This is a genomic window from Methylobacterium sp. CCH5-D2 (assembly GCF_001556475.1).
Taxonomy (GTDB): Bacteria; Pseudomonadota; Alphaproteobacteria; order Rhizobiales; family Beijerinckiaceae; genus Methylobacterium; species Methylobacterium hispanicum.
The window spans coordinates 1-11556 of sequence record NZ_LSIX01000646.1 but is presented as its reverse complement, the minus strand read 5'-3'; the positions used below and the strand labels follow the sequence as shown (position 1 = coordinate 11556).

At 74.3% G+C, this 11556-nt stretch carries 10 protein-coding genes; 4 read left to right on the top strand and 6 right to left on the bottom strand.

Going from position 1 to position 11556, the window contains the following annotated elements:
• Positions 1–158: 158 nt before the first annotated feature.
• Positions 159–632 carry a hypothetical protein gene (locus tag AX737_RS17165; protein ID WP_012752991.1) on the bottom strand — a complete coding sequence of 158 codons (474 nt, stop codon included), beginning with the start codon at positions 630–632 and terminating at the stop codon, positions 159–161.
• Positions 633–1703: 1071 nt separating this feature from the next.
• On the opposite strand from AX737_RS17165, the gene AX737_RS34545 reads away from it, so the two are divergent.
• The 4 genes from AX737_RS34545 (at position 1704) to AX737_RS17150 (ending at position 6855) form a co-directional block, all read left to right on the top strand.
• Positions 1704–2420, top strand: a complete 717-nt coding sequence (locus tag AX737_RS34545) for a YkgJ family cysteine cluster protein (protein ID WP_158022374.1) — start codon at positions 1704–1706, stop codon at positions 2418–2420.
• Positions 2421–2675: 255 nt separating this feature from the next.
• Positions 2676–3947, top strand: a complete 1272-nt coding sequence (locus tag AX737_RS17155; protein ID WP_012752990.1) for a sodium/hydrogen exchanger — start codon at positions 2676–2678, stop codon at positions 3945–3947.
• Between the two features lie 384 nt (positions 3948–4331).
• On the top strand, positions 4332–4499 hold the full coding sequence (locus AX737_RS33380) for a hypothetical protein (RefSeq protein ID WP_012752988.1): 168 nt from the start codon (positions 4332–4334) through the stop codon (positions 4497–4499).
• 61 nt (positions 4500–4560) lie between these two features.
• On the top strand, positions 4561–6855 hold the full coding sequence (locus AX737_RS17150; RefSeq protein ID WP_012752987.1) for a class I SAM-dependent methyltransferase: 2295 nt from the start codon (positions 4561–4563) through the stop codon (positions 6853–6855).
• Positions 6856–6874: 19 nt separating this feature from the next.
• On the opposite strand, the gene AX737_RS17145 is transcribed toward AX737_RS17150, so the two are convergent.
• The 5 genes from AX737_RS17145 to AX737_RS17125 form a co-directional block, all read right to left on the bottom strand.
• Positions 6875–7390, bottom strand: coding sequence for an MgtC/SapB family protein (locus AX737_RS17145; RefSeq protein WP_050772665.1), 516 nt, complete (start codon positions 7388–7390; stop codon positions 6875–6877).
• A 129-nt stretch (positions 7391–7519) separates the two neighbouring features.
• Positions 7520–8032: an RT0821/Lpp0805 family surface protein gene (locus tag AX737_RS17140; protein ID WP_066923538.1), complete on the bottom strand. Its 513-nt coding sequence runs from the start codon at positions 8030–8032 to the stop codon at positions 7520–7522.
• 140 nt (positions 8033–8172) lie between these two features.
• Positions 8173–9519, bottom strand: coding sequence for a TolC family outer membrane protein (locus AX737_RS17135; RefSeq protein WP_066923544.1), 1347 nt, complete (start codon positions 9517–9519; stop codon positions 8173–8175).
• A gap of 496 nt (positions 9520–10015) precedes the next feature.
• Positions 10016–10402, bottom strand: a complete 387-nt coding sequence (locus AX737_RS17130) for a hypothetical protein (RefSeq protein WP_066923535.1) — start codon at positions 10400–10402, stop codon at positions 10016–10018.
• A 162-nt stretch (positions 10403–10564) separates the two neighbouring features.
• The gene (locus tag AX737_RS17125) at positions 10565–11242 is read right to left on the bottom strand and encodes a Crp/Fnr family transcriptional regulator (RefSeq protein WP_009863996.1); all 678 of its coding nucleotides are present in this window, start codon (positions 11240–11242) and stop codon (positions 10565–10567) included.
• Positions 11243–11556 lie beyond the last annotated feature (314 nt).

The window sequence follows — 11556 nt, the reverse complement described above, 5'->3', positions numbered from 1 at the left end:
GAGCGGGGCTGGCGGGCATGGGAGGGACGGCGCGCCCGAGTTGCACCGGCGACGCGGAGGCGTCGACCAGGGCACGGCCGGCCGTCGGCCGGGATCAGCTCAGGATGACCGGCTCGGCGACGCGGTTTCGGGGCGGCCGCGTCCGGGCGCCGCCCGCGTCAGGCGGTGCGTCTCGGCGGCCGCTCGATGCGCAGGAGGTGCGGGTCGGCGACGGCATCCTCCTGCAGCGCCCGGAGCCGCTCGGCCGGCCGAAGCCCCGATATGGCACCGGAGGCCGGCGGCGCGGGCACGGCGGCCTGGCATGCCAAGGGCGAACAGGTCGCCGGGCAGGAGGCGGCGCGCTTCTGCTGGGGCTGGTGCCGGTGGGAAGGCTTCGGCGCCACGTCGTCCGGAATGTCACCGGCCGCCTCGGCGGCCGCGGAGATCGCCTCGGCCCCCGCGCCGACGACGTCGCCATCGTCGGGCGCCGGCACGATGCCAACGCTCCATCCACCGTCGTGAGGATAGGCCGGGGGCTCCGCCACCGTCAGGTCAGCGAGGGAGGCGTGTCTCGGCGTCGTGCATTGCGCCGCCGGCGCGACGGCAATGGCCAACGCGAAAACGGACAGCACCAGGAAACGCGCGATCGCCACAGGTTCGCTGACCTCCCCCCGCCTCCCGCGGAGCATCGCACGAGCACGCAGCCCCGGCAATCCGGGACGAGCGTGCACCTCCCCCGGCCCGGAGGCGACGAACGATGGCCCGCGCTGGGTCCCGGTTGCGGTCGGCCGCATGACGCCTCGGCCGGGCCAACTGCGCCTCCCCGCGGCGCTGGCAAGACCGCCGACGGTCGGCGAAGGGACCCGCGATATGGCCTTGACCCTGTAGTGGCTACAGGGTGCATGAAGGCGGCCCTCCGGCCTGGCCCCCGGTGCCGGGCAGAGGGAGCGCCTCATGATCGCAGCGGCTCTTGCGGACCCGACGCCCGCGTCTCCCGCGGCCGCGAAGTCCCTTCGCTGCAGGACGAGGGGCATGGACAGGCCGCCCGGGACCGTTCCGGCCTGGGCCGCACCGTCCGGTCAGCCGGCGACGGCCGGGCGGATGCCCGAAACCACTTCGCGTGACCGGCGGCCCGATCCCTGAGAGCCATGCGCAAAACCGGACGCATCTCCGTGCCGACCGCGATCCGCCCGCTCCGCCTGGGCGCGTGCATGATCGCGCTTGCGCTGATCCTGGGGCTGGTCGGTCTCGCGACCGCGGCCACGGGCGGACCGGCCGAGAGGCAGGCTACCATCGCTCTCGCGGACCTGCCCGGCGTGCTGCGCGACGGAAGCCGCGAGCCTCCGGGCTGTTCCCAGGACTCCTTGCCTGGACCGGGCCTGTGCGGTGGCACCTGCGACTGCGGCTCGGGTCTCAGCCCGGCGCTCGAATGTCCCGGACGGCATCTGCTTGCCCGCCATCTTGGCGTTCCGCCGGATGCGGCGGCTTTGCCTTCGGCTGACCTGGATAAGCCGAGTAAACCACCACGACCTCGATACGTCGGTCTCTGCGGCATGCAGACGACAACCCGAACCGCTCAGCCAAATCATGGGTACGTATCGAGGTTCGCAATGGAGCGACGAGCGTTTGGCCGCCAATCAAGCCGGCGGCGAGCATCCGAACAGGTTCCATCCCGGCAGGGACACCCCATCCAAGTCCCGCTTCCGATGGGGATGCCGACGAATTTGGATCCACTGATCTATGGAGCTGCGACGAATATCGCTCGCGACGTCAGGGACGGCGGCCTGACGAGGTGCCGGTCCGCGGAAGGCAGCACCGCGGCGAAGATCGAAGCCCTTCTGAACTATCTGGAAGGCGTCGTCTTCAGGCATGGCGACGCTGCGGTCGACGGCCTGGTCGCGGACGCTCCGGGCGGACGCTTGCCGGTCGCCTGCAGGACGGGATGCGCCTGGTGCTGCCACCAGGATGTCGACGTGTCCATCCCGGAAGCGATCCTGATCGCGCGCAGGAGAGACGCGGCGCACGGCCCCGAAGGCCGGCCGTCGGGCGCACCCGCGCATCGACCGGCTCCCCTCCGCGTCGTCGGCCGGTCGCGCGCGGGCCTGCCGTGCCCGCTGTTGAGCGAGGAGAAAACCTGCTCGGTCTACGCGGTGCGACCGTTCGCATGTCGTACGTTGCTGTCCTCCGATGCCGTGCTGTGCGAAGACGCCTTGAAATCGGCGGTTTCCGGAAAAGCCGACGTCTACATGAAGTCCTATGGCGTCCTCCAACTTGTCGGATGCGCCCATCGGGCGGGCATCAACGCGATCACGAGAGAACTCGGTCTTCAACACGACGACGTGAGCCTCGTGTCGGCCCTGTCCCAGATCAGCGACGACAAGGACACCGTTGAGCGCTGGATGGCGGGCGCGAGGGTGTTCACGCCGAGAGCCGGTCCTTGACGGCAGCTCTGCCTCCCGAGCCCCGGCTTCCGGGCGTGGACGGCTTGGTGCCGCTGACTCGCCGGCCGAACGGCGCACGCATGACGGACAAGGGCCGAGATCTCCGCGCCGCGGCGGTCGGCCGTGCGGAACGGAGGTGTCCCGCGCCGGGCCGCCCGTTTTTGGGCGGAAATCCGGGACTCTCCGGGACGGCAACTCGGGTGACGGTCGGCGCCGCAAGGCCGAAGGGGAGGATGGTGTGACGGGGGATGAGGGATGAGACGGTTCCTGATGCTGGTCGCACTCGCGGTGCTGGCAGCCCTGCCGGGTGTGGGGATCCGCCTGACCGGCCTGCAGGTCGGTCCCATCGGCGAGATGGTGGCGTTCGGCGCCGCGATCCTGTCGGCCGGGTTCCTGCTCTCGTGGGGCGCGGAGGCGGCCGAACGCCACGTCTCCTTGGGCCTGATCGTCGCCGTCGTGGCCCTGGTGACCGTGCTGCCCGAATACGCGGTCGATCTCTACTACGCCTACCAGGCCGGCAAGGCGGGCCCGGACTCCCAGTACGTCCACTACGCCGCGGCCAACATGACCGGCGCCAACCGCCTCCTGGTCGGGCTGGCGTGGCCGTTGCTGGTCGCGCTGCACTGGCTGAAGGGGGGCGGGCGCGCCATCGCGCTGACGCGGAGCAACGCGGTCGAGATCGTCGTCCTGCTCGTCGCCAGCCTCTACGCCTTCCTGATCGTGCTGAAGGACACGATCACGCTGCTCGACTTCGCCGTGCTCGTCGCGATCTTCGCGGCCTATGTCTGGCGCGTGCGCGGCGGGTCCGAGGCCGAGGAGGACGAGGGCGAGGAGCCCGGCCCGGCCGCCGCCCTCAACGCGCTGACGCCCGCCGCCCAGTGGGCGTCCATGGCTGCGCTGACGGTGGTCGCCTGCGGGATCATCCTGGTCTCGGCCGAGCCCTTCGCGGAGGCGATGGTCGGCTCGGGCCGGCTGCTGGGCCTCAACGAGTTCCTGCTGATCCAGTGGCTGGCGCCGCTGGCGAGCGAGGCCCCGGCCGTCACCGTCGCGATCCTGTTCGTGGTCGCGGGGCGCGCCGCCAGCGGCCTCGCCGCCTTGGTGAGCGACAAGATCAACCAGTGGACGCTGCTCGTCGGCATGCTGCCCCTGGCGATGAGCGTCGGCGCGGGTTCGTTGACGGCCTTGCCGCTCGACGCGCGCCAGGCCGAGGAGTTCTTCCTGACCGCGGCGCAGTCGCTGTTCGCCCTGGCGCTGCTCCTGCGCCTGCGCCTGGGGCTCTGGTCCGCCCTCGCCCTGGCCGGCCTCTTCGGCATCCAGGTCGGACTGGCGTTCTGGTACCGGGAGGACGAGGCGCGCACCGTCGCGACGCTGACCGCCCTCGCCTGGGTCTATCTGGGGCTCGCCGCCGTCCTGTTCGTCCTGAACGGCCGCCGCCTGCTCGAAGTCGTGCGCGTCGCCGTCTCGGTGGCGCCGTCCGTCGGGCCACGCGCGCCCGGGGCGGCCGAGGCGACCGAGGGACGCCGGTGAGGCCCGCCGCGCGTGCCGCGCCCGAAGCGGGCCGCGCCCTGCCCGCGGCACGCCGGCCCGGGGCGGATCGGGGCGGCAGGCCGTCCCCTCTTGCCCCTGCGCCCTGCGCGCCGTCCCGGGCCGGCGCCGCCGCGGCGGAGCCGGCCCACGCGCGCAACCGGCCTTCGCGGCCAGCCACGCCGCCCGGATCACCTCCCGCATCATGCTCTTCCCGGACGCGCTTGCCTTCGACGGCGCGGCGCGAGCCCTGGGAGGCGGCGGACGGCGGGCGCGCCGCGACATGGGGGCGACGGGAGACCGCCTCCCTCGGCCGACCGCGGCGCGGCTGCGCGCAGGGCGTCGGCATCGGGGGGCGCGACACCCAACCAAATCCGGAGGCCCGGGATGGGCAGCAAGAAGATGGCGCGGCAGACGGCGCGCTGGAGCACGGGAGCCCGTGGCGGTCGCCGCCGCGTGAGGCGGTGGGTTCGGGCCGCCGCGCGGCGCGATCTGATCCTGCTGATGGCGGCCATCCTCGCCGCGGCGACCCTCCTGCTGGTCGCCTCGGGATGAGCGACGGTGGCGCGGGCCGGACGGGCGGCGGGGACTGGGTGCGAGCGGGCGGAGGACGGACATGCGGCAGCGTCGGAATCGGGCGGGTGACGGGACCTCGTCGGGCGCGGTCCCGTCGGCGGCGCTGCCGGCGCTGCGGCGGGCGGCCGAGGCCCTGAACGCCGGCCGTCTCGACGAGGCCGAGCACCAGGCCCGGTCGGTGCTCGCGGCCCGCCCCCATGAGCCCACCGCCCTCGACGTGCTCGGCTGCGTCGCCTTGAACCGGGGCCGGCCCGAGGAGGCGCTGGCCCACTTCGAGCGGGTGCGTGCGACGCGGTCCAAGGATCCGCTGCTGCAGTTCAACCTCGGCGAGGCGCACCGGCAGACCGGCGCGCCGGGCTCGGCCCTGCGCCACTTCCGGAAGGCCGCCGAGCTCCGCCCCGATTTCGCCGAGGCGCATGGCCAGGCGGGCGAGATGCTGCGCGCGCTCGGGCGCTTCACGGAGGCCGCCAAGGCCTACCAGAGCGCCTTGATGCTGAAGCCGGAGCTCGCCCACTGCCTGGCGGGCTTCGCGCTCCTGCTGGTGCGGGAGGGCGAGTTCGGCCAAGCCGTGCCCTTCTTCGAGGCCGCGCTCCGGGCCACCCCCGTCACGATGGCGCCGGCGCGGGCGCCGCTCTGGGCCAATCTCGGGAGCGCCCGCCTCCGGGCCGGCGAGACGCTCGCGGGCCTCTCGGCCCTCGCGGAGGCCGTCGCCTGCGCGCCGGACCAGCCCGGCTTCCCGCGCCTGCTCGCCCGCGAGCTCCTGCACCTCGGCGCGGTGCCGGCGGGACCACGTTTCCGGGCGGTGCTGATCGCCCTGTTCGGGCGGGCCGACGTCGACCCGCGCCTGCTCGCCACCGCGGCCGTCGCGGCGCTGCGGCAGGATGCGGCCGTCGACGGCCTGCTCGCCCGGTTGGCGGCCGATCCCCCGCGTGCCCGCGAGACCGTCGCCGAAGCCGATGCGGTCGTCCGCGCCCTGCTGGACGACGCGCTGTTCCGCGCGCTCCTCGCCGCCGCCCCCATTCCCGATCTCGGGCTTGAGCTCCTGCTGACGGAGGTGCGGCGAAGCCTGCTCCTGGCGGCGCGGGAGGGGGCGCCGCCCGCACCGGACCTCACCCTCGCCTGCGCCCTGGCGCGCCAGTGCTTCCTCAACGAGTACCTCTACTGCACCGACGAGCAGGAGGAGGTCGCCCTGGCGGCCCTGTGCGCGGGCTTCGGTCGAGCCGAGGCCGACGCGGGCGCGGCGGATTGGCGCCGGGTCGCCATCGCGGCCTGCTACCTGCCGCTGCATCGCACGGCCGCGGCCCGCCTCGACCTCGCCAAGGCCCCGCCCGCCCTGCGCGCCCTCGTGCGCGAGCAGGTCGAGGAGCCGGCCCAGGAGCGCGCCCTCGCGGACAGCCTGGTCCCGCTCAGGCCGGTGCGCGACGCCGTGTCCCTCCTGGTCCAGGCCCAGTACGAGGAGAACCCCTATCCGCGCTGGTCGCGCGCCCTGCTCGGGACCCCGCGTCCCTTGCGCGAGCGGGTCCACCTCGCGCTGCCGCACCTCGGCGCGGACGAGATGCCGGCGGTCGAGCGGCCACGCGTCCTCGTCGCGGGGTGCGGGACCGGCATCCAGACCATGCGGCTCGTGCAGTCGGTCGCGGACGCCTCGGTGCTCGCGGTCGACCTGAGCCGCAGCAGCCTGGCCTACGGCATGCGCAAGCTGGCGGAATACGGGATCGGGTCGGTCCGGCACCTGCAGGCCGACATCCTCGACCTCGCCAACCTGGGCGAGCGCTTCGACCTGATCGAGAGCTTCGGCGTGCTCCACCACATGCGCGAGCCCTTGCAGGGCTTGCGCGTCCTCTCGGGGCTGCTCGCGCCGGGCGGCCTGCTCTTCCTCGGGCTCTACAGCGAGATCGCGCGCGCCAGCGTCGTCGCGGGGCGCGCCCTGGTCGCGGAGCGCGCGCTCGCGCCGACCCCGGCCGGCGTGCGGGCGGGCCGGCGTGCCGTCATGGCCGGGGCCGTGGCGCAGCCGGACCTCGGCATGCTGCTCAGCCCCGCCTCCGACTTCTGGACCCTGTCGGAATGCCGCGACCTCATCTTCCACGTCGAGGAGCACCGTTTCACGCTGCCCGGGATCGGCGCGATGCTGGAGGCCTGCGGGCTGGAATTTTTGGGCCTGGAGCCCGAACGCCCGTCGGACCGGACCCGGTTCGCGGCCGAGCATCCGGACCCGGCCGCGGCGCGCTCGCCGGCGGCGTGGCACGGTTTCGAGACCCGCCATCCCGACACCTTCGGCGGCACCTATCGGATCTGGGCGCGGCAGGCGCGCCAGGGCCGGACCGGTTCGCGCTGACTTCCGATCCCGGGGGGCATCATTCGCTGTGCCCGGCCCCGCCCGTGCCGGCCGGCCCTCCCCCCGGCTCGGTGCCGGCGCCCCGGTCCTGCGACGCGGCGGTCCGCGGCTTGCGCTTCAAGGGCGTCAGGAGGGCGAGGACCAGGAAGTTGGACAGGGCCGGGATGAGGCCAAGGTCGTAGTAGCCGAAGCCGACGGCCGCCCCGATCACGCCCACGTTCCACAGGCTCGCCGCGGTCGCGGTGCCGTGCACGTTGTCGCCCCCCTTCAGGATGGCGCCACCGCCGATGAAGCCGATGCCGGTGATGAGTCCCTGGAGGATGCGCGCCTGCTCCGGCGTGCGCGCGCCGAGGAGCTCGCTGGCGAGCAGGATGAAGCCGCAGCTGGCGATGGCGACGATGGGGAAGGTGCGCAATCCGGCGCTGCGCGCCTCGCGCTCGCGGTTCCAGCCGAGCGGGAATGCGAACGCGAAGGCGAGGCCCAGCCGCACCAAGTGGTTGGGAAGGTCTCCCCAGATGCCCCAGTACGAACCCATGATCCCTCGCCGGTGTGAGAACGCCCCGATGGTCCGTCCGCGCGTCGTGCCGCCGTTCCGAGGCGGGCCGCCAGCGGCGCGCCGACGGTGATCCTCGCGCCTGACGGAACCTTCCCGGAGCGGCCCGCATCAGGGCGAGCGGGGTCCGGTCGGCTCGGCGTCGCGCCTCGTTACGCCCTGACGGTCCGGCGCGCTGCTCCCGGGGTCGAGTTCCGTCACCTCCCAGTCGTCGCCGACGTTCTGGCAGGCCGTGCCGCGGATCCTGGCGGTGCGCTGCGCCTCTTCCACGGTGGCCAGGAAGGCGCGGCAGATCCGCCCCGCGCGTACGACCGGCGCGGCGGTCGGCACGACGCTGCCCTTCCGCCCGCTCGCCGGGTTGTCCCACCGGATGCGCAGGCCGTTCCCGCTGGGTTCCAACGCGAGGCCGAGGATGCCGCGCGCCCGGCGCCAATCCTCCGGGTCGAGCCCCGGGAACGCCAGGGGCGCCGTGCGCTTCGGGTCCTGCCCCGGCACGCCGGGAGAACCGTCGGCAGGCCGGGAGATCGGCAGCGAGATCGCGCAGGCCGGCAGCGCCAGGATCAGGAGCGCGGCGCCGGCGCGGGACAGGGGACGTGCGGTTGGCCGGAGCCGGGGATGGGACATGACGGTGCGCTCGGCGGTGTCTGGCGAAGGCGGGGGCGGGTCGGGGCGCGCCGGCGGTCCCGGACCGCCCGGCAGCCCCGGCCAGGGATGAGCGGGCGGCCCCGGGGCGCGGACCTGGCGGCGGAAGGTCTTCCGTCCCATCAGCGGCCATCCGGTGTGCGCACGCCGGACCAGAGGTCCTTGACCTGATCGAAGTGCGTCTTCGGGCTGTAGGCCGCCACCGGCACCGCGATGAAGCGGGCGGTCAGGCGCCCGATCTGCTGCACGACGCCGTAGGAGAACACCACGCGGTTGCGCTGGGCCTGGATCAGCTGCACGCGGGCGTTCAGGAGCTCCTGCTGCGCGTTCAGCACGTCGAGGGTGGTGCGCTGGCCGACGCGGGCCTCCTCGCGCACCCCGTCGAGCGCGACCTCGTTCGCCTGGACCTGCGCCTGCGAGGCGATGACCTGGGCCTTGGCGGCCTCCAGCTGGCCCCAGGCCGAGACCACGGCGGCGCGGATCTGGTCGCGCAGGAACTCGACCTGCAGGCGCGTCTGGCCCACGAGCTCCTTGGCCTGCCGGATCTGCGCGTATTCCGATCCGCCTTGATAGATCGGGACCGTGATGCGGCCCACGATCGAGGCGGTGCGGCCGTTGTCGCCGGGCTGCTCCTGGTCGTAGCGCTGGGCGACCTGGCCGGTCAGGCCGACCTGCGGGTAGAGCCGGCCCTCCAGCACCTTCACCTGCGCCTCGGCGGCATCGACCGCGTGCAGCGCCGAGGCGATCTGCGGGTTTTCCTTGAGGCCGATCTCGACCGCGGCGTCGAGGTTGCCCGGCACGGGGCGGTCAAGCGGGCGGCCCGGCGAGAGCTGGCGCGGCTCCACGCCGATGACCCGGCGATAGATGCCGATGCTGGCGCCCAGCTGCGACTCCGCCGCGCTCACCTGCGAGCGGGCGAGCGCGAGGCGCGCCTCCGCCTGGGCGACGTCGGTCCGGGTCAACGCGCCGACCTGGAAGCGGAAGGCCGTCTGGCGGAGCTGCTCCTGCAGGACGGCGACGTTGTTGCGGTTCAGCTCCAGCGTCGCGGTATTCTGAAGCACGTCCATGTAGGACTGGACCGCACTGAACAGGGTCGTCGTCTCGGTGAGGCGCAGGCTCTCGCGCTGGCCGAGCACGGTCGATTCCGCGCGCCGGGTGTTGTTGTCGGTCTGGAAACCGTTGAACAGCGTCTGGTTGACGGTCAGGCCGGCGCCGCCCGGCAGGGCGGTCCGCGCGAAGCGTTCCCCGCCCTCGACGCCCTTCTGTCGCTCGACCCCGATGTCGGCGTCGAGGCGGATCGTGGGGCGGTAGCCCGCCCGGGCCTGCACGATCTCCTCGTCCGTCGCGCGCAGGCCCGCCCGGGCGGCGTTCAGCTCCGGGTTCGCGCGGAAGGCGCGCGCGAGGGCACCCTCCAGGGTCTCGGCCCGCGCGCCCCCGGTGGCGCCGGCCAGAAGGAGCGCGGCGCACAGGCTGCAGGCCGCGCGGGTCCGCCGCGATCGGGCGCTCGGCGACGGGGAGGAAGGCCGGCGGGCACCGTGCGCCCCTGGCCGGGCGGAGGTTTCGGCGCCGGCACGACCCGGTGAACCTGCGGGTCTGGGCGCCCGGGCGGGGCGGACCGCCGCGGCGGACCATGGCCCGGCCGGATCCGACCCGCGCGACGGCTCCGGCGTACCGCCCTGCCGAGGCTCGGCTGCGCGGCGTCCCCGACCCGCGGCGAGCGCCGAGGCCTGGCCCGCACGAGCGAGCGAGCGGGAACGCGCCGGCACGCGGCGCCGCGCCCGGGAAGACCGCCGGTTCGGGGTCGATGATGAGGGGAACGGGCATCGCCCACCCTGCGAGATGCTGCCACATGCCGCCCCGTCGCATCGACGGGACCCGCGCCGCGCAGGGCGGGCGCCTTCCCTTCCGGGCCTGGGGATGACCATGCAACCCGGGTTGCCGCCGCGGCATGCGGCGGCCGGCGGGTCAGGCGCGCGGGGGCTCGCTCGGGGGCGTCGATGCCACGGAGGAGAGGCGGGCGGTGCCGAGGGTGAATTCGGGCGGCTTGGCGATGCGCAGGGGCGTCACGACCGGGCTCTCCGGCCGGATGACGGCATGGCAGGGGCAGTGCGCGCTGCAACGGCCAGGCCCCGCAAGGCCGCGGTCCGCCGGCTCGTCCGCGGCGGGCGCCCCGGAGATGGCATCGAGCACGATGACGATGCCGGGCCCGCCGGCTTCCTCGTCCGGCGACGCGGGCGCGGTCAGGGCCGGGTCCACCAGGGAGACGGTCAGGGCGATGGCGAGCAGGCAAACCAGGGCGCGGCGCCAAACGCCGGACGCGTACCCGTCCCACCGCTGCCGAAGCCTGACCATACGCCATGCTTACGGGGGCGCGCCGCCCGGCGCAAGGTCTCGCGGAGGTGGGGGAGGCCAGCGTCCGAGGAGCCCGATCGTTCCCGCGCGCCGGCGGCGCGACCCGTCGCAGGACCCTCCTCGCGCGGAGGGTTTCGCGCTTCGCCGGGGTCCGGCCCGGCCTCAGGGGCGGAGCCGATGTCCGGCCAGGGCGATGCGGTCGCGGATCTCGACCTGCCCGCGCAGGACCCGGATCCATCCCGCGCGCTCCCAGCCGGCGAGATGCCGGCTGACGACCTCGCGCACGGTGCCGAGGTCGGCCGCGATCTGCCGGTGCGTCGCGGTCACCCTTCCGTGCTGGTCCGCTTGGGCGAGCAGGTGCCGGGCGAGGCGCTCCTCAAGGGGCGTGAAGGCGATCTCGTCGAGGAGCCCGAACAGGACGGCCATGAGCTTGGCGTAATCGTCGAGGACGAAGGCGCGGAACGCGGCCGAGGCCGCCATGAGGTGCCGGAAGGTCTCCGCCGGAAGCGCCGCCAGCACCGTGCGCTGCTCCGCGACGCTCTCGGCCGGGAAGGTGCCGCCGGCGAGCAGGCACTGGGTCGTGAGGACGCAGGTCCCCCGGGGACCCACCCGGTAGATCAGCATCTCGCGGCCGCCCGCGGAGATCCGGAAGACGCGTGTCCGGCCCTCGATGCACATCAGGTAGTTCGCGCACTCGCCTCCCAGCTCGTAGGCGGTCGCTCCCGCCTCCAGCACGGGAAAGCGCACGGCGCCGCGCAGGATGTGCCGGTGGTCGGCCGGAAGCGTCCCGAGCACGGGAAACTGCTCGAACCAGCGCTCGACGCGGTCGGCGTGAGACATGCGCGATGACCTTCAGCTCCGCGGCGCGCCGGTCGGGCGCCGGGGACGTTCCGGGACAGGCCGGCGTCGATGAGCGCGGGCACAAACGACCGATGCCGCCCGCGTTCGGATTGAGCCGCGCGGGCGCGCGGCGGTGCCGATTCCGGCGGTGCGCGGGGCCCGAGCCCGTTCGCCGGGAACCGCGGGGACACCCATACGCAGGCACGCGGCCCTCCCGTTCTCGGCCGTCGTCGCCCGGGGTCCGGCGTCGGCCGCGGGCGACCTGCTCCGCCCCCTCGGCCGGACGATGCCGGACATGACGCAGGCGGGGACGG

Bases quoted from the DNA above. Each gene is read 5' to 3' on its own strand.
- AX737_RS17155 (WP_012752990.1), top strand. From the start codon at position 2,676: ATGAGACGGTTCCTGATGCTGGTCGCACTCGCGGTGCTGGCAGCCCTG.
- AX737_RS33380 (WP_012752988.1), top strand. From the start codon at position 4,332: ATGGGCAGCAAGAAGATGGCGCGGCAGACGGCGCGCTGGAGCACGGGA.
- AX737_RS17150 (WP_012752987.1), top strand. From the start codon at position 4,561: ATGCGGCAGCGTCGGAATCGGGCGGGTGACGGGACCTCGTCGGGCGCG.
- AX737_RS17145 (WP_050772665.1), bottom strand. From the start codon at position 7,390: ATGGGTTCGTACTGGGGCATCTGGGGAGACCTTCCCAACCACTTGGTG.
- AX737_RS17140 (WP_066923538.1), bottom strand. From the start codon at position 8,032: ATGTCCCATCCCCGGCTCCGGCCAACCGCACGTCCCCTGTCCCGCGCC.
- AX737_RS17130 (WP_066923535.1), bottom strand. From the start codon at position 10,402: ATGGTCAGGCTTCGGCAGCGGTGGGACGGGTACGCGTCCGGCGTTTGG.
- AX737_RS17125 (WP_009863996.1), bottom strand. From the start codon at position 11,242: ATGTCTCACGCCGACCGCGTCGAGCGCTGGTTCGAGCAGTTTCCCGTG.